Raw genomic sequence first — 16,808 nt, forward strand, 5'->3', positions numbered from 1 at the left:
GCTTATTTTTTGAACGATATAAGTTGACAATTCGCTGACGGATCATAGACATAAAGGTGCTTGATTTATGGCGAGTTTCTAAGCGCTGCAGAGAAAGATTTACCGTTGAGCCAGCACAGGGTATCTTACGCCGCTGTTTAAAGGAGAATGCCATGACTGCCCAAAAGCCGGGATTACACCCGCGAAATCGCCACCGCAGCCGCTACGACATGAACGCGTTATGCCTGAGCTGCCCGCCGCTGCAGGACTACCTTGTTCAGACCCCAGCGGGTGAGCCCTCGGTCAACTTTGCTGACCCGCAGGCGGTGAAAATGCTGAACAAAGCCCTGCTGGCGCATTTTTACGGTGTGGCGAACTGGGATATTCCGGAAGGCTTTCTCTGTCCACCCGTACCGGGCCGGGCTGATTACGTTCACCACCTTGCCGACCTTCTTGCCGAAGGTAATGACGGTGTTGTTCCACAGCAGGCCACTATTCTGGATATTGGCACCGGGGCAAACCTGATTTACCCGCTGATTGGCGCGCATGAATACCAGTGGCGCTTTACCGGAAGTGAAATCGGTGACGAGGCCTTTGCCAGCGCCCAGGCGATTATCAACGCTAACCCGGGATTAAGCCGCGCCATTCGCCTGCGTCGTCAGAAAGATAAGGCTTCCATCTTCAACGGCATTATTCACAAAAACGAAAGCTATGACGCCACGATGTGCAATCCACCTTTCCATGATTCGGCGGCATCGGCCCGCGCGGGCAGCGAGCGCAAGCGCCGCAACCTGGGTCAGGCTGAGGATGCCGCGCTGAATTTCGGTGGTCAGCAGCAGGAGCTCTGGTGTGAAGGGGGCGAAGTGGCGTTCATCCTGCGCATGATTGCGGAAAGCAAACAGTTTGGCCGTCAGGTTAAGTGGTTCACGACGCTGGTATCCCGCGGAGATAACCTGCCGCCACTTTACCGCGCCCTGACCGAGGCGGGCGCCGTAAAAGTGGTGAAAAAAGAGATGGCGCAGGGCCAGAAGCAAAGCCGCTTTATCGCCTGGTCGTTTATGGACAATAACAAACGTCGCAAATAGTACTCCGTCGTAGGCCGGGTAAGGCGAAGCCGCCACCCGGCAACCAGGCTACAGCGTCGGCTCCTGCGGAGGGAGCGGCGATGCGGGCGGCGGCAATACCTGATACGTCTGCACGGGCATCCGCACGTTCGCCAGATCGAAGTGTTTTTTCACCATGCTGTCGAGGGCAAAGCGCACCGTCCACTGCTTCAGCGGCTGGGTGGTGAACGACACGCGCAGGGTAAACGCCGTGTTCGTCAGCCCGACAATGCCGGCAAATGACGGCTCGCCAATCACCAGTCCGCGAATATCCTCCATCTGCATCAGCTCTTCTACCGCATCGCGCAGCGCCTGCTTCGCTTTATCGGCATCCTCATGACGATCCACATCGTAGTTCGCCACCACGGAGCCAATGCCGCGCACAAAGTTGGCGAAGGTGGTTATCGAGGACCAGGGAATGATGTGGTACGCCCCGGTGTCCTGGCGCACGCCAACTGAACGGATGGACATCCTCTCAACGGTGCCGGTTAACGACCCGATGGTTACCAGATCGCCCGTGTTCATCCCGTTCTCAAACTGGATAAAGATGCCGGTAATAATATCCTTCACCAGCGTTTGCGACCCGAAGGAGATCGCCAGGCCCAGGGCACCGGCACCGGCCAGCAGCGGGGCGATATTCACCCCGATTTCCGACAGCACAATCATGATGGTGATGGTACTGATAATGACCGCCAGCGCGTTACGGAACAACGTTAACAGCGTTCTTGCCCGAGCGCTGGGCAGGGGACGGCCGTGAATATCCGACACCAGACGGTTCTCGATAAGGCTCGCCAGCAGCGTCCAGCCGACGGCAGAGAAGAACAAAATCAACGCGATGCGAATCAGGATGTCGACCGTTTTCTCACCCGCACCGTTGTGCAGCCAGTTCCAGAAATCAAACAGGCTCCAGGCATTCAGGAGCAGCATGATCGCCACGCAGACGGTGAGGATGCGCGCCACCTTCAGCGATACCGACATCCAGCCGTTTACCCGTTTTTGCAGTTCCGGGTAATTACGCTGTACCTGCGGCGACAGGGTGATGGTTTTCGAAATCCAGCGTGACAGCAGCCCCGACACAAACGCCGCGATGCCGATAATGGCGAGGCTTTTGAACGTCGCCCCCATCATAAATTTCAGGCTATTGCCCGGGTCGAACAGCGAGAAGAAGCACAATACGATGAAGTAGGCGCTTGCCAGCCAGTGCCACACCAGGGCGAAAGCGCGGATAAAGAGGCTAAAGAACGAAAGGGAGCGATCGGCCAGATTCAGCAGGCTTTGGGTAATGGTTTTTTTGTTGTGGAAGATAAGATACAGCGACCAGACGGTAATGCAGATCATGATAATGACGTTTGCCAGCGCGCCAAACTGGACGTTCACCTGGTTGGAAATGATTGGCACGGCAACCAGCAGACCGTAGCCAATCAACCCGCTGAGCACGCTCAGACGCAGCGCCCAGTACCTGGCGCTCGCATCGCGAATTGAGAAGGGACGTAGCTCCGGTACGTGCGGACAAAAGAGTAACCGCAGCAGCGCCTTGAAGAACTCGATCAGGGCAAAGGCATTCAGGAAAAGCGACTGCTGAAAGGCGATGGTTTTATTGCCCGCGTTCAGCCTGTCGGCGAGCATCTGGCCTAAAAACAGCGTCAAGGCCAGCAGCAGTAAATCGATGATAAACGCTGAGGCGATCATCAGCGGCAGGTGCAGCCAGCTGCTTTTATGCTGATTCTTCCTTCGTCCCCATTGTCCCATTTCGCGGTACAGCGGCCACGCGCACAGGCGCACCAGCCAGTAAAAAAGAAATACCGCACCGGCCAGCATCAGGAACTGCGTGGCGGCGGCGGTAAACGTATGTGGATTAAACGGCTTATGCGGTGATCCAATCAGGTTGCGGTAGAGCTGAGCAAAGCGCGAGGAGAGGGCTTCCCCATAGTGGCGGCTTAAGTCGGTGACATTTTCCAGCACCGTTTTTTGCTCCTCCACCTGGGGAGGGGTGATGACAGGCACCGGCTCCTGCGGTGGCGTGGCGGCCACTTTCCTCAGTTGGCTGATGAGTTCCTGCCGGGAGGTGTCGTTTTCGAGGACGTCGGCGAGGGCGCTGTAGGCGGCTTTTTTCTGTTCGACATCCGGTTCCGGCGGGGGAGTATTTTGCTGGCTGGCGGTTGTTCCGGTGGTCACGCCGGGGATCGCGACGGCGAACGATGGCGCACTAAACAGGCTAATCAACAGCAACAGGATCCACGGCACGGCGTCCTCCGGTGAAAATGTCGAACAAAATGATAAGTATAGAAGTCGAGGCGAGGTGGGGGATTTTTGGGAACAATCTGGCGTAAAAAAGCCGGGCATGCCCGGCTTACGTGTAAAGCGAGAGATCAGGATACGTGCTGCAGGAATTCCTGCAAACGCTGACTCGGCGGGTTTGCAATCAATTCCTGCGGGTTACCGTCTTCCGCTATACGGCCTTTATCAATAAAGATCAGGCGGGACGCCACTTTCTCAGCGAAGCCGATTTCGTGGGTCACGATCACCATCGTCATCCCTTCTTCCGCCAGATCCTGCATGACTTTCAGCACCTCGTGGCGCAGCTCCGGGTCGAGTGCGGACGTAGGCTCATCAAACAGCATCATTTTCGGTTTGACCGCCAGGGCGCGGGCAATCGCCACGCGCTGCTGTTGACCACCGGACAGCTCGGAAGGGTAGTGGTGCGCGCGTTCAGCCAGACCGACTTTCGCCAGCAGGTCTTTTGCCAGCGCTTCCGCTGCCGCTTTGTTGGCACCGCGCACGCGCAGTGGGCCAAACATCACGTTCTCCAGCGCCGTCAGGTGCGGGAACAGGTAGAACTGCTGGAACACCATGCCCGCTTCCTGACGAATCAGACGGTCATCCACTTTCGGGTCGTTCACCTTCAGGCCGTCGACGATCAGATCGCCGCTGGTGATCTCTTCCAGCTTGTTGATGCAGCGCAGCAGGGTGGATTTACCGGAGCCGGATGGCCCAATAATCACCACCACTTCACCCTGTTTAATGTTCAGATCGATATTGTGCAGCACCTGGGTTGGGCCAAAGTGCTTGGAAACGTTTTTAAATTCAATCACAGGATTTTCATCCTTCTTTCAAGACGACGCAGAACGAAGCTCAGAACCAGAGTAATGATCAGGTAGACAACGGCTACCGCACTCCAGATTTCCAGCGCGCGGAAGTTGCCAGCAATGATCTCCTGACCCTGACGGGTCAGCTCGGCCACGCCGATAACAATGAACAGCGACGTATCTTTAATGCTGATGATCCACTGGTTGCCGAGCGGTGGCAGCATGCGACGCAGCGCCAGCGGCAGAATAACGTGGCGGATCGTTTCGCGACGTGAAAGGCCTAATGCCAGACCGGCTTCACTGAAACCTTTATGAATCGACAGCACCGCACCGCGGGTGATTTCCGCAATATAGGCACCTGAGTTGATCATAATGGTGACGACGGCTGCGCTGAACGGGTCGATGCGCAGGTCGGTGAATGCCATTGGCAGGGCGAAGTAGATGAACATGACCTGCACGACAATAGGGGTGCCGCGGATCACTTCGATGAAAACCAGTGCGATGTGGTTTGCGATCCAGCCGCCGTAGGTGCGAGCGAAACCGGCGACAAGACCGATAATCAACCCACCAACCAGACCCAGGACCGAAATCCACAGAGTCATTTTAGCGCCTTCAAGCAAGATAGGAATGGCAGGCCAGATGGCGCTCCAGTCAAACTGCATGATAATTTCCTGTTACTGTTACCGTGTTTCAAAAATAGCAGGGGCGAAAGCTCGCCCCGAGTGAACGTCAGTTTTACGTCTTATTATTTAGGCTCGGTACCGAACCATTTTTTGTAGATTTCGTTATAGGTGCCGTTCTCTTTCAGCGTTTTCAACGCGCCGTTAACTTTCGTGCGCAGGTCGTCGCTGCCTTTCGGGAACGCGATACCATACTGCTGTGCTTCCAGAGACTCGCCAACGGCTTTGAACTTACCGTTACCGGCTGTTTTGATGAAGTACAGGATGTTAGGCGTGTCGTGAAGTACCGCGTCAGCACGGTTGGTGCCGAGTTCCATGTACGCGTTGTCGATGTTCGGGAACTGGCGCAGGTCTTTGGTTTTGATATTTGCTTTCGCGTAATCAACAGAACCGGTGCCGCTCTTCACCGCAACCACTTTGCCGTCGAGATCTTTCACGCTTTTTACGTCGTTATTATCGGCTTTGACCATGACCAGCAGGCCGCTTTTGTAGTAGCCGTCAGAGAAGTCGATCGCTTTTTTACGTTCATCGGTAATGGTGATACCTGCCAGCGCCAGATCAACATTCTTGGTTTGCAGTGCTGGGATAATGCCGCTGAAGTCCATAGGCTTCAGGGTGTAATCCAGTTTGAGTTCTTTTGCGATAGCGGCCCACAGATCCACATCAAAACCAACGTATTTATCACCCTGTTTGAATTCAAACGGAACGAACGCCGTGTCGGTCGCCACAACCAGTTTGTCGGCAGCCTGAGAGGACACTGCAAAAGCCAGGGTAAGTGCAGCCAGTGAAACTTTTAATACAGACTTCATAGCATTTCCTTTTATATCCACGGGGCGATCCCCTGCGAGAACAGCTGGCACAATGAAAAAATCGTGCCAACTTTACAAGCTATTGTTTTGCAAAGGGGATGATGTCATGCATTGCACAATTAATGGGGCAATGAGGTTTTATTGCACCAAAGTGAAGCACTGTTTTGGTGCGCTTCGTTTGGCTCAACTGACGGGGAGATATTTAGCGTAAATTCTGACGAAAAAACAATCTTCCGTTAACGGTTGTGTGAGGTGATTATTACAATTTTTTCACTTTTGCACTGTCTCAGGCAAAAAATGTGCACCATAGATGTGCAAAACCCTCACCGGAAGGCGAGGGTTGGATAGAAATTTCGTATGAATTATTCGATGTTAGATTCGATGAACCACAGGAATTGATCCAGGTCGCGGGACGCGGCGGTAAAGATATCTGCAGTATCTTCATCTTTGGCTTCGCCAATCGCTTTGCGTACATCGTTTGCCACAATTGCGTAGCGGTCCGCCAGCTCTTTCAGGTGATCCTGAACGGTATGGATATCCAGCGGATAACTCTTCAGAGGCGTTTTGCTGTTGATCACCTGCGTGGTGCCCAGCGCCACGCCGCCTAGCTGAACGGCACGCTCAGCCATCGTATCGAGGTGGGTAACCAGTGCTGTGCGGAAGCCATCCAGCATTTCATGAACGGCAATAAAGTTTGCACCGCGCATATTCCAGTGGGCCTGTTTGGTGATCAGCGAAAGATCGATGAACTGGATCACCTGGCGATTCAGCAACTCAATGGTCGCTTTTTTGTCGCTGTCCGGTACATCGTTACGGGTATAAAGCAGATTAGACGCTTTCGTTTTCACCAGTTTAGCGGTACTCATAATCTCATATCCTCTTGATGTTTATGTCCCAGGTAATTACGAAACTAAGTATAGCACCGGATTTTTTCCCTGCGGTTTGGCTGTGCCTATCGGTTTAATAGCGAGAAGTGGGTTGAGAATTTAACTTATTGAAATTAATGGGTAATTTTTAAATTTATACAGATCAATCTTAATTGCTGGATGGGGACACAAACGTAGAGGGATATTTCGAAAATAGAGCATAGTGTGTAAGAAATTATAACGTCTGTCTTTCTGGCCTTTATTCTGCATGGCGTGGAAGCCATGCAGAATATATGGCCTTAGTTGATATCCACCTTTTCAACTTTAGGTTCCGGGCGCATAGTGAGTGTAGAGCCCATTGAAGCCGCGATAATCGAGCAGAGCGCCAGCGTCTGGGTCAACGTGAGGGTTTCGCCGAGAAACACCATCCCGGAAATGGCGGCAAGGGCAGGCTCCATGCTCATCAGGGTGCCAAATATACGTGTCGGCAGACGCGTAAGGGCAATCATCTCCAGAGAATAGGGGAGTGCGGTAGAGAGAATCGCGACTGCCAGCCCGATGGGCATGACGGACCATTGCCAGATAGATTCCGTCGCCTGCGCCATGCCGATGGGCACAAATACGATGGCCGCAATCAGAGAACCCAACGCCACCGTTGCCGGACCGTGCTCTTCGCCTGCACGCTGTCCCGTGAGAATATAGACAGCCCAGCAGGCGCCTGCACCCAGCGCCAGCGAGGCGCCCGTCAGATCAATCTCAGCGACACTCTGGCCCAGGGGAAGCAGGAACCATAAGCCCAGAACGGCTAGCACGACCCAGATAAAATCGACCGGACGTCGCGAGGAGAAAAGCGCCACCGCCAGCGGACCGGTAAACTCCAGCGCGACGGCGATCCCGAGCGGTATCGTCTGTATAGAGAGGTAGAACAGATAGTTCATCGCCCCCAGGGAGAGTCCATAAAACAGCAGGGGTAAACGCTGCTCCTTTTTGAAGCGCAGACGCCAGGGTTTGAAAATGACCACCAGTATCGCCGTGCCCAGCACGATACGCAGGGCTGTTACCCCGGGCGCACCGACCAGAGGAAAAAGTGATTTTGCAAGCGAAGCACCGCTTTGAATAGACAACATGGCAATGAGTATCACTGCGACTGGCAACCAGACCGACGATGTGCGGGATAACCCAGGCATCCTTTCTCCTGTCAGCTTATGTCAAATGAGGTAAAGGTTGCAGTGTAAAGGAAATATGCGGCAACGGTTGAGGCGCTGTTGAAAAAAAACCACGTGAAATCCGTAAAATGGTTAAGCGCTGGTGGATTTATCGCCTGTCAGATTAGGAATAATCTGGATGAATGTAACGGCGCAGACGCGCACTATGCGCATTTAGTAGTGAAAATTGCATGTGATTTGAAAGAGATAGCTTAGGCTGGAAACGTTCTGTTACAGGAAAGGTTTCATTAGACATCACGAATCACAAAGAGTTTCGCAAATTTTTTTGATATATTTAAAACTTACGGACTTACTTGAAGCACATTTGAGGTGGTTATGAAAAAAATTGCATGTCTTTCAGCACTGGCCGCTGTACTGGCTGTTTCCGCAGGTACCGCTGTAGCTGCTACTTCTACTGTTACTGGTGGTTACGCTCAGAGCGACTATCAGGGCGTGATGAACAAAGCTAACGGCTTCAACCTGAAGTATCGCTACGAGCAGGATAACAACCCACTGGGCGTGATCGGTTCTTTCACCTACACCGAGAAAGATCGTTCTGAAAACGGCGCATATAACAAAGGCCAGTACTACGGTATCACCGCTGGTCCAGCTTACCGTCTGAATGACTGGGCGAGCATCTACGGTGTTGTAGGTGTTGGCTACGGTAAATTCCAGCAGACTGAAAACCAGAGCGAAAGCCGCACTGCAAGCAACAGCGACTACGGCTTCTCCTATGGCGCAGGCCTGCAGTTCAACCCAATCCAGGACGTTGCTCTGGACTTCTCCTATGAGCAGAGCCGTATCCGCAACGTTGACGTTGGCACCTGGATCGCGGGCGTAGGTTACCGCTTCTAATCACTTCGGTGATTAAATAAAAAATCCGCCCACTGTGGCGGATTTTTTTTGTCTTTTCCCCTCCCCCGTAGGCCAAGGTGAGAGCATCGAACCGCTACTTACTCTTAATATCAAAAATATCCGTACCCAGATGGTTGTAGTCAACTTTCTGTAACTTGAAGTTGGTAACGTACACTGGGGGAGCTTTCTTGTTAGAGACAAACGGGTAAGCCGTTTTTATCTGTTCGGCTGTAATCCCCGTCCACTGCGAGAAGAACTGCAGGAAATCATTTGCCGAACGGCGCGCTTTAATGACGCGATGCGTTTTATCATCACTCGACAGCACCATAAACGGCACCTGGAAGTTCTGCTGGAACTTGTCATCGTGCGCCAGATACTGCACCTCTTTACCACGCTCTTTAAACGCCAGCCCGTGATCCGAGAAATAGACCATAGAGAAGCTGTCGCCCGTATTGCGTAGCTGATCGTACAGCTTGCTCAGCAGATCGTCGGTTTGCGTCATGGTGTAGAGGTAGCACGAGGTCTCTTTGGACTGCACGAACTCCGCGTACTTCCCGCCAGTCCGATCGCAGGCCTGCGGATGCGACCCCATCAGGTGCAGGACGATCAGCTGAGGCTGCGTGCGCGGGGTGGCGAAGACCTGTGCCGTCATTTTCAGCAGCGCTTCGTCTTTGGTGTTTTTGTCGGCTTCAAAATCGCCGTTTTTCAGGAACTGCACTTCGTCAGCCCGTTTGGCGATGCTGGCGATGGCCGTATCGTATTCGCCAATTTGCCCCTGATTGGAGAACCACCAGGTCTGATAACCTGCGCGGTTTGCCAGAGTGACAAAATTATCCTGATACTGCGGTTTACCATCCACCACTCGGTTAAGGGTCAGACCGAGCGATTTCTGCGTTGAGCCGCTGGCCGCGACATAATCGGTAAACAGAGTGCCTTTGACCGAACTCGCAAACGGGGTGTTGTCCCAGTGGCCGCCAAACGCCCCCATTGCATCGCGACGCGCGCTTTCGCCAATCACCACCACATAGGTGTGATATTTCGGCTTAACGGCCAGCACGTTCCAGGTGTCTTTCATATTGGAAAGCTCAGCCATGCGCGCCTGTTCGTCGAGAACCTCTTTATTATTTACAACAACGTCTTTAACGAAGCGGAAAACCGGATAGCCGATATTGATGAGCCTTAACTTACCGTCCCAGGGAATATTCTGGATGGGCGCGACAAACGCCACGGCAATGCTGAACACCAGACAGAGTATTTCGATCTTACCCCAGGATTTTTTCTCGCCCGACTGACGGCGGATGGCAATAACGCCCAACGCGAAGATAAAAAGCCCGACCACATAGCTGTACCACGGGAAGATCGTCAGGATCTCGGTCGACTCTTCCATATTGGTCGAGTGCAGCGCCAGCAGGGTATTAAAGTTTGGCGAGCCGTAAGCCTGACCGAACGGGAAATAGAGTGCAGCAACCAGCGAACAGATCCCGATTACTGTTTTTTGCACGCGCGGGGCGGCTCGCCACAGCACATGCAGAATGCAGGTGAAGGCTACCGCGTAGAGCAGACTAAAGGGATAACCCAGCGCAAAGTTAATCAGTAATGACTGCAAAAAGTAAAAACCCGTCCACGGGCTTAAGGCCCGGCTGCGGGTAACAACGGTATCTATCAGGGTTACATTCATAGGTCACTATCATGGATGAAAACGCCATGTGCTCACCCTGGCGTCAAGGGTCATAACCTGCCTGACAGTGCGTGGAGAGGGAATGAGGGTCCGCTTCAGCGAGCCGCAAATTGTGCAGGGCTGCAAGAAGATAGTGCGAGCGCTAAAGAATATCAACAGTTGCTAAGCAGATGTTTTGCGAAGGGGATTGCAAATCCGTAAAAAAGATCGGGAATAAGGCGGCTGAAAGCCAGTTTACAGCGAGAATGTGACGGGAAAATGAAGCGGCGTACCGCAACGCCGCTTAGTTGGAAGGTTTATCGTCCTGATGCGGTTTGTTGTTAAACATATCGCACAGCATGTTCAGCAGCATTAAGCGCACTTTAAAGGGGGAGTGGGTAAACACGGTCATGCACCTCTTGAATTCATTCATAAGACCTCCTGAGTTTTGATCCCTTCGATCCATGAAGGGTGACTGCATTACATACAGATATAGCACAGGCTATATTGTATAGCTATGGCTATTTCGTTAATTTTTTGTGCTTGCAGAGCTATGGTTTACAATGTGCGCTCTCGAAACCGGGCGCTGGAAGCGTCACCCCACTGAGGAAGTACAATGAACCGTCGCGCAGGTCATCCGACAATGAGGAAAACGACGCAACTGGTGAATGTTGAAGAACATGTCGAAGGTTTTCGCCAGGTCCGTGAAGCGCACCGGCGTGAACTGATTGATGATTATGTTGAACTCATTTCCGATCTGATTCGTGAGGTTGGTGAAGCGCGCCAGGTCGATATGGCCGCCAGGCTGGGGGTTTCACAGCCAACTGTCGCTAAAATGTTAAAACGCCTGGCCTCCGTGGGCTTAATTGAAATGATCCCCTGGCGCGGTGTTTTTCTGACGCCGGAGGGGGAGAAACTCGCGCAGGAGAGCCGCGAGCGCCATCAGCTTGTCGAGAATTTTTTACTGGTGCTGGGCGTCAGCCCGGAGATTGCCCGCCGGGATGCGGAAGGCATGGAACACCACGTCAGCGAAGAGACGCTGGTGAAGTTTCGCGAATTTACCCTTAAATATGGTCCCTCCGCTGAATGAAAATCCCTGGACTGCAGGCCCTGGCACGCGATCGTTTCTTCCATCTCCTATTACTCATTGGCGCAGGGTTAAGCCTCTTTGTGCCGTTTACGCCGCAGGCCTGGCCCGCCGCGATTGACTGGCGCACCATCATTACCCTGAGCGGCCTGATGATGCTCACCAAAGGGGTTGAGCTGAGCGGCTACTTTGACGTTCTTGGCCGTAAAATGGTGCGCCGCTTTGCCACCGAACGCAGGCTGTCCCTGTTTATGGTGTTTTCTGCCGCGGTGCTGTCGACGTTTCTGACCAACGATGTGGCGCTGTTTATCATCGTGCCCCTCACGCTTACGCTGCGTAAGCTGTGCGAGATCCCGGTCAGCCGTTTGATCATCTTTGAAGCGCTCGCCGTCAATGCAGGCTCACTTCTGACGCCAATCGGCAATCCGCAAAATATCCTTCTCTGGGGACGTTCCGGGCTGTCGTTCGCCGCCTTTACCTGGCAGATGGCCCCTCTGGCGCTGGTGATGATGCTGTCGCTGCTGGCGGTATGCTGGTTTGCGTTTCCTGATAAAAAACTGCAGTACCACAGCGGCACAACGGGCCCGCAGTGGCAGCCGCGTCTGGTGTGGAGCTGCCTCGGGTTATATATTGTCTTTCTCTTTGCGCTGGAGCTGAAGTATGAGCTGGCGGGCGTCCTGCTCGTTGCCGCAGGCTTTGTCGTACTGGCGCGACGCGTGCTGGTCAGCGTGGACTGGACGCTGCTGCTGGTCTTTATGGCGATGTTCATCGACGTGCATCTGCTTATTCAGCTCCCGGTACTGCAAACCGTCCTGCACAGCGTCAGCAGTCTGCCGCTGGCAGGGCTGTGGCTGACGGCGATTGGCCTGTCGCAGTTTATCAGCAACGTGCCTTCCACCATTCTGCTGCTCAACTATGTTCCGCCGGACACGCTGCTGGCCTGGGCGGTGAACATCGGCGGGTTTGGGCTGCTGCCCGGCTCGCTGGCAAACCTGATTGCCCTGCGTATGGCCAACGATCGTCGTATCTGGTGGCGCTTCCATCTCTGGTCAATCCCGATGCTGGTTTGGGCCGCGGCGATCGGTTTCGGAATATTCCTTCTCATATAGTGCGCAATTTGTCAGTTTTTCCTGGCAAACGTATAGCAACGTCCTAGCTTTAGTGAACGGCATAGTGTGATGCCGCTCACTGACAGGACCGTTGCTGAACTATGGCTGAAGATCAAAACCCGCCTGCTGACGAGCAGGACAAAAACAATAATGAGCGTAAGCGCCCGGGCAAGAAACCGTTAATTATCCTCGGCATTGTCGTCGTGGTAATGGTCGTCGTGGCGCTGGTCTGGTGGTTTTTAACCCGTAACGAAGAGACGACCGACGACGCCTTTACCGACGGCGACGTGGTGACGATTGCCCCGAAAACGGCGGGCTACGTCACCGAGCTGCGCGTGCGTGATAACCAGCGCGTGAAAAAGGGCGATCTGCTGGTGGTCATCGATCCGCGGGATACCACCGCGCAGCGCGATCAGGCCCAGGCCCAGCTTGGGTTGGCTATCGCGCAGCTGCATCAGGCCCAGGCGCAGCTGGCGCTTTCAAAAGTCCAGTATCCCGCCCAGCGTGACGAAGCCAAAGCGCAGGTGCTGAAAGCGCAGGCCGATCTGGCTAACGCACAGGCGGAGTACCGTCGCCAGCGCGGCGTCGACCCGCGGGCAACCACCCAGCAAAGCATTGATTCCGCGAACGCTCAGCTGCGTAGCGCCCAGGCAGGGCTGGCCAGCGCTCAGGCGCAGCTGGAAGTGGCAGAGCAGGTACAGCTGCAAATCCGCCAGCAGGAAACCAACGTTGAAGCGCGCGAGCGTCAGGTCGATCAGGCGAAAGCGCAGCTTGAAACGGCCAATCTGAACCTCTCTTACACCGAAGTCCGCGCCCCGTTCGACGGATTTGTCACCAAACGCAACGTGCAGCCCGGCACGCTGGTGCAGGCGGGTACGGCGCTGTTCTCCCTGGTTTCGCCGAACGTGTGGGTGGTGGCGAACTTCAAAGAGTCCCAGCTTGAGCGCATGAAGCCGGGCGATAAGGTCACCGTGTCAGTCGACGCGTGGCCGGATATGGAGCTTGAGGGGCACGTAGACAGTATCCAGCAGGGCAGTGGCTCGCGCTTCTCCGCCTTCCCGGCAGAAAATGCTACCGGTAACTTCGTCAAAATTGTGCAGCGCGTGCCGGTCAAAATCGTGATTGATAAAGGCCTCGATCCGAACAAACCGCTGCCGCTGGGGCTGTCGGTTGCACCGAAGGTGACGGTGGAATGACGGATCACAGCCACGACAGCTGGAAGCCCGCCAGCAATCCGTGGGCGGTGGCGATTGTCGTCACCCTGGCGGTGTTTATGGAAATTTTGGACACCACCATCGTCAACGTGGCGCTGCCCCACGTGGCGGGTTCGCTCTCGTCCAGCTATGACGAATCTACCTGGGTGTTAACCAGTTACCTGGTCGCGAACGGCATCGTGTTGCCCATCTCGGCGTTTCTGAGCCGCGTGTTCGGCCGCAAGCAGTTCTTCCTGATCTGCATCGTCATGTTTACCGTCTGCTCGTTTCTGTGCGGGATTGCCACCGAGCTGTGGCAGATCATCCTGTTCCGCGTGATGCAGGGCTTTTTTGGCGGCGGGCTGCAGCCCACGCAGCAGTCGGTGCTGCTCGACTACTTCAAGCCGGAGGACAGGGGCAAAGCGTTTGGGCTCTCATCCATCGCGATTATCGTTGCACCGGTCCTCGGCCCGACGCTGGGCGGTTGGATCACCGACAACTACTCCTGGCGCTGGGTGTTCTTTATCAATATTCCGGTGGGGATTGTCACGGTGCTGGCGATCTACCAGCTGCTGGAAGATCCGCCGTGGGAGAGCAAATCAAAAGAGAAGCTGAGTATCGACTGGACGGGGATCGGCCTGATCGCGTTAGGGCTTGGCTGCCTGCAGGTGATGCTTGACCGGGGAGAGGATGAGGACTGGTTCTACTCGAACTTTATCCGTACCTTCGCGGTGTTAACGCTAATCGGCATTATCGGTGCCATTTACTGGCTGGTGTATGCCAAAAAGCCGGTGGTGGATCTGCACTGCATGAAGGACCGCAACTTTGCCATCTCCAGCCTGCTGATGGCGGGGATGGCGATGATTTTGTACGGCAGTTCCGTGGTGATCCCGCAGCTGGCGCAGCAGGACCTGGGCTATACCGCCACCTGGTCCGGGCTGGTGCTGTCGCCCGGTGCGGTGCTGATTGTGCTGACTATTCCGCTGGTGCTGAAGCTGATGCCGGTTGTACAGACGCGCTGGATTATCGCCTTTGGCTTTACCTGTCTGGCGGTGTCGTTCTTCTGGTCGCGCACGCTGACCCCGGATATCGACTTCGAGACGCTGGTACTGTTCCGCAGCGCCCAGTCGCTGGGACTGGGATTCCTGTTTGTGCCCCTGACCACCATTGCCTTTATTTCGATCCCAAGACGGCTGAATGCCGATGCGGCGGCGCTGTTTACCATGTTCCGCAACGTGGCTGGCTCGGTCGGGATCTCGCTGTCGACGGCGGCCATCACCGAACGGTCTCAGGCGCACAGTGCGCACCTTGCGTACCACGCCTCGCCGTTTAACGAGCAGTTCCAGCTGGCAATACGCGAAAGCGCCCAGGCAATCCAGAACTTCACCACCCAGGTAGGGGACCCCACCGGCATCGCTACCGGGCGTATGTACCAGACCATGATTGAGCAGTCGCGCTTTTTGGCCTACATCGACGTCTTCACCATCCTGAGCGCCGTGGCCTTGTTATTGATTCCGTTTTGTTTGTTGCTCTCGCCGGTTAAGAGCGAGGGGAGTGCAGGAGCACATTGATGATACACAGACGTTTACACCCCCTGATGATAATGATGCTGCTGGCAGGCTGCGCCGTCGGGCCGGACTATCTGCCGCCCGCGCCGCCTGCCGTCACGCACTGGAACGATAAGGGCGACAGCGGGGTAAAATCGCAGACGACCTCCGCCGCGACAAACCCGCGCTGGTGGAAAACCTTTGGTTCGCCGCAGTTAGATAGCCTGGTTGAGCGCGCCATCGCCGGGAACCTGACGCTGCAGCAGACGGTGCTGCGCATCGCCGGAGCGCGTGAGCAGATTAACCAGGCGGGCGGGGCGTTTTACCCGTCGGTAAACGGCAATCTGCAGGCGACGCGCCAGCAGCTCGGGCTGGAAGGGGAGCTGAAGTCCCACGGCGTGTACGACCAGCTGGATAATGTCGATCCTGAGCTGCGGGGCGCGTTAGGCCCCCTGACGCAGCCGATCAACCTCTACCAGGGCAGCTTCGACGCTCAGTGGGAAATTGACCTCTGGGGCAAGGTGCGCCGGCAGGTGGAAGCCGCCGAAGCGCAGCAGAAAGCCGCTATCGAGCAGCGTAACGACGCGCTGGTGTCGCTGGAGGCGGAAGTGGCGCGCGCGTGGCTCCAGCTGCGCGGGGCGCAGAGCATTATCGCCACGCTGAACACCCAGATTAAAAGCGCGCAGCAGACGCTGGATCTGACCGAAAGCCGCCAGCGGGGCGGGCTGTCGCCGCAGATGGATGTAGAAAATGCGCGGGCGCAACTGGGTAACCTGGAGGCGCAACTGCCGCAGTATCAGGCGCAGGAGCGGCAGGCGATGAACGGCCTGGCGATCCTCCTCGGCAAGCCGCCGGGTGCGCTCGATGCGGAGTTACAAAGCGTGCAGCCGATGCCCGCATTGCCGGATATCGTGCAGACCGGCATTCCGTCTACGCTCGCGCGACGCCGTCCGGACGTGCGCGAAGCGGAGGCGAATCTTCATGCCGCCACGGCGCAGATTGGCGTCTCGGTGGCGGAGCTGTTCCCGAGCTTTACCCTCTCCGGGCAGTTTGGCCTGCGCAACAGCGAAACCAACTGGCTGACCGACTGGAGCAGCCACTTCTACAGCTTTGGCCCGCAGGTCTCCATTCCCATCTTCCAGGGCGGGAGGCTGGTCTCCAGCGTGAAGGTGGCGCGCGCGCAGCAGGGGGCGGCGGTGCTGGACTATCGTCAGACGGTGCTCACCGCGCTTGGCGATGTCGAAAATGCGCTGGTGAGCTATCGCACCGACCAGCAGCGTGAAGCGGGCCTGGCGAAAACCATTGATGCCCTGCAAAACGCCTTCGATTTAGCCAGCGATAGCTACCGCCAGGGGATCGCCAGCTTTATTGACGTGCTGGACGCCCAGCGGCAGCTGGCGCAGGCCCAGCAGCAGCGCGCGCAGGCGCAGGTGCAAAGCGCCCTCGATCTGGTGGCGCTCTACAAGGCGCTCGGCGGCGGCTGGGAACCGTATCAGCAGGTGCAATTACCGGACTACAGCGTCTTTGGCGACGCCCCGCGCGGATAAATTCAGAGGATTGGGCAAGAAACGGACAGGAACACCACATTCGCGATGGCTGAGGGGCGGGTATAACTATCGGGTACCCAATCGA

The 16,808-nt window shown here is 55.5% G+C and carries 15 protein-coding genes; 7 read left to right on the forward strand and 8 right to left on the reverse strand.

Going from position 1 to position 16,808, the window contains the following annotated elements; translation table 11 throughout:
* The first annotated feature begins 152 nt into the window (after nucleotides 1-152).
* The gene (gene rlmF / locus KGP22_RS06675; protein WP_223581700.1) at nucleotides 153-1,064 is read left to right on the forward strand and encodes a 23S rRNA (adenine(1618)-N(6))-methyltransferase RlmF; all 912 of its coding nucleotides are present in this window, start codon (nucleotides 153-155) and stop codon (nucleotides 1,062-1,064) included.
* A gap of 48 nt (nucleotides 1,065-1,112) precedes the next feature.
* Here rlmF and ybiO read toward each other — a convergent pair whose 3' ends face one another.
* From ybiO to rhtA, 6 genes are all read right to left on the reverse strand, one after another.
* Nucleotides 1,113-3,326 (reverse strand): mechanosensitive channel protein, encoded by a 2,214-nt coding sequence (ybiO, locus tag KGP22_RS06680; protein WP_223581702.1) that lies wholly within the window; start codon nucleotides 3,324-3,326, stop codon nucleotides 1,113-1,115.
* 125 nt (nucleotides 3,327-3,451) lie between these two features.
* Nucleotides 3,452-4,174 (reverse strand): glutamine ABC transporter ATP-binding protein GlnQ, encoded by a 723-nt coding sequence (glnQ, locus tag KGP22_RS06685; protein ID WP_014069454.1) that lies wholly within the window; start codon nucleotides 4,172-4,174, stop codon nucleotides 3,452-3,454.
* A complete protein-coding gene (gene glnP, locus KGP22_RS06690; protein WP_014169254.1) occupies nucleotides 4,171-4,830 on the reverse strand; it encodes a glutamine ABC transporter permease GlnP in 660 nt (219 codons plus the stop codon). The genes glnQ and glnP overlap by 4 nt, the downstream gene beginning before the upstream one ends.
* Before the next feature lie 83 nt (nucleotides 4,831-4,913).
* A complete protein-coding gene (gene glnH / locus KGP22_RS06695; RefSeq protein WP_013097464.1) occupies nucleotides 4,914-5,657 on the reverse strand; it encodes a glutamine ABC transporter substrate-binding protein GlnH in 744 nt (247 codons plus the stop codon).
* A 362-nt stretch (nucleotides 5,658-6,019) separates the two neighbouring features.
* Complete coding sequence (gene dps / locus KGP22_RS06700; protein WP_063408106.1) at nucleotides 6,020-6,523, reverse strand: DNA starvation/stationary phase protection protein Dps; 504 nt, start codon at nucleotides 6,521-6,523, stop codon at nucleotides 6,020-6,022.
* A gap of 299 nt (nucleotides 6,524-6,822) precedes the next feature.
* Complete coding sequence (gene rhtA / locus KGP22_RS06705) at nucleotides 6,823-7,710, reverse strand: threonine/homoserine exporter RhtA (RefSeq protein WP_223581704.1); 888 nt, start codon at nucleotides 7,708-7,710, stop codon at nucleotides 6,823-6,825.
* Between the two features lie 354 nt (nucleotides 7,711-8,064).
* Between rhtA and ompX the strand changes: the two genes are divergently transcribed.
* Complete coding sequence (gene ompX / locus KGP22_RS06710) at nucleotides 8,065-8,583, forward strand: outer membrane protein OmpX (protein ID WP_023310884.1); 519 nt, start codon at nucleotides 8,065-8,067, stop codon at nucleotides 8,581-8,583.
* 94 nt (nucleotides 8,584-8,677) lie between these two features.
* On the opposite strand, the gene KGP22_RS06715 is transcribed toward ompX, so the two are convergent.
* Entirely contained in the window at nucleotides 8,678-10,261 is a 1,584-nt protein-coding gene (locus KGP22_RS06715; RefSeq protein WP_115874560.1) for a phosphoethanolamine transferase, read from the reverse strand.
* A 283-nt stretch (nucleotides 10,262-10,544) separates the two neighbouring features.
* Nucleotides 10,545-10,673 carry a manganase accumulation protein MntS gene (gene mntS, locus KGP22_RS06720; protein ID WP_111963843.1) on the reverse strand — a complete coding sequence of 43 codons (129 nt, stop codon included), beginning with the start codon at nucleotides 10,671-10,673 and terminating at the stop codon, nucleotides 10,545-10,547.
* 183 nt (nucleotides 10,674-10,856) lie between these two features.
* Between mntS and mntR the strand changes: the two genes are divergently transcribed.
* The 5 genes from mntR (at nucleotide 10,857) to KGP22_RS06745 (ending at nucleotide 16,723) form a co-directional block, all read left to right on the forward strand.
* Complete coding sequence (gene mntR / locus KGP22_RS06725) at nucleotides 10,857-11,330, forward strand: manganese-binding transcriptional regulator MntR (protein ID WP_023310887.1); 474 nt, start codon at nucleotides 10,857-10,859, stop codon at nucleotides 11,328-11,330.
* A complete protein-coding gene (locus KGP22_RS06730; RefSeq protein WP_223581706.1) occupies nucleotides 11,327-12,436 on the forward strand; it encodes an anion transporter in 1,110 nt (369 codons plus the stop codon). The genes mntR and KGP22_RS06730 overlap by 4 nt, the downstream gene beginning before the upstream one ends.
* Before the next feature lie 101 nt (nucleotides 12,437-12,537).
* Nucleotides 12,538-13,632: an HlyD family secretion protein gene (locus tag KGP22_RS06735; protein WP_047742414.1), complete on the forward strand. Its 1,095-nt coding sequence runs from the start codon at nucleotides 12,538-12,540 to the stop codon at nucleotides 13,630-13,632.
* On the forward strand, nucleotides 13,629-15,200 hold the full coding sequence (locus KGP22_RS06740) for a DHA2 family efflux MFS transporter permease subunit (protein ID WP_111963845.1): 1,572 nt from the start codon (nucleotides 13,629-13,631) through the stop codon (nucleotides 15,198-15,200). Before KGP22_RS06735 ends, KGP22_RS06740 begins: the two co-directional genes overlap by 4 nt.
* Nucleotides 15,200-16,723: an efflux transporter outer membrane subunit gene (locus KGP22_RS06745; protein WP_223581708.1), complete on the forward strand. Its 1,524-nt coding sequence runs from the start codon at nucleotides 15,200-15,202 to the stop codon at nucleotides 16,721-16,723. Before KGP22_RS06740 ends, KGP22_RS06745 begins: the two co-directional genes overlap by 1 nt.
* The last annotated feature ends 85 nt before the right edge of the window (nucleotides 16,724-16,808 follow it).

This window comes from Enterobacter sp. JBIWA005 (genome assembly GCF_019968805.1).
Classification (GTDB): domain Bacteria; phylum Pseudomonadota; class Gammaproteobacteria; order Enterobacterales; family Enterobacteriaceae; genus Enterobacter; species Enterobacter vonholyi.

Excerpts from the sequence above, each read along its gene's own strand:
- rlmF (WP_223581700.1), top strand. The coding sequence starts at position 153 with ATGACTGCCCAAAAGCCGGGATTACACCCGCGAAATCGCCACCGCAGC.
- glnP (WP_014169254.1), bottom strand. The coding sequence starts at position 4,830 with ATGCAGTTTGACTGGAGCGCCATCTGGCCTGCCATTCCTATCTTGCTT.
- glnH (WP_013097464.1), bottom strand. The coding sequence starts at position 5,657 with ATGAAGTCTGTATTAAAAGTTTCACTGGCTGCACTTACCCTGGCTTTT.
- dps (WP_063408106.1), bottom strand. The coding sequence starts at position 6,523 with ATGAGTACCGCTAAACTGGTGAAAACGAAAGCGTCTAATCTGCTTTAT.
- rhtA (WP_223581704.1), bottom strand. The coding sequence starts at position 7,710 with ATGCCTGGGTTATCCCGCACATCGTCGGTCTGGTTGCCAGTCGCAGTG.
- ompX (WP_023310884.1), top strand. The coding sequence starts at position 8,065 with ATGAAAAAAATTGCATGTCTTTCAGCACTGGCCGCTGTACTGGCTGTT.
- KGP22_RS06715 (WP_115874560.1), bottom strand. The coding sequence starts at position 10,261 with ATGAATGTAACCCTGATAGATACCGTTGTTACCCGCAGCCGGGCCTTA.
- mntS (WP_111963843.1), bottom strand. The coding sequence starts at position 10,673 with ATGAATGAATTCAAGAGGTGCATGACCGTGTTTACCCACTCCCCCTTT.
- mntR (WP_023310887.1), top strand. The coding sequence starts at position 10,857 with ATGAACCGTCGCGCAGGTCATCCGACAATGAGGAAAACGACGCAACTG.
- KGP22_RS06730 (WP_223581706.1), top strand. The coding sequence starts at position 11,327 with ATGAAAATCCCTGGACTGCAGGCCCTGGCACGCGATCGTTTCTTCCAT.
- KGP22_RS06735 (WP_047742414.1), top strand. The coding sequence starts at position 12,538 with ATGGCTGAAGATCAAAACCCGCCTGCTGACGAGCAGGACAAAAACAAT.
- KGP22_RS06740 (WP_111963845.1), top strand. The coding sequence starts at position 13,629 with ATGACGGATCACAGCCACGACAGCTGGAAGCCCGCCAGCAATCCGTGG.
- KGP22_RS06745 (WP_223581708.1), top strand. The coding sequence starts at position 15,200 with ATGATACACAGACGTTTACACCCCCTGATGATAATGATGCTGCTGGCA.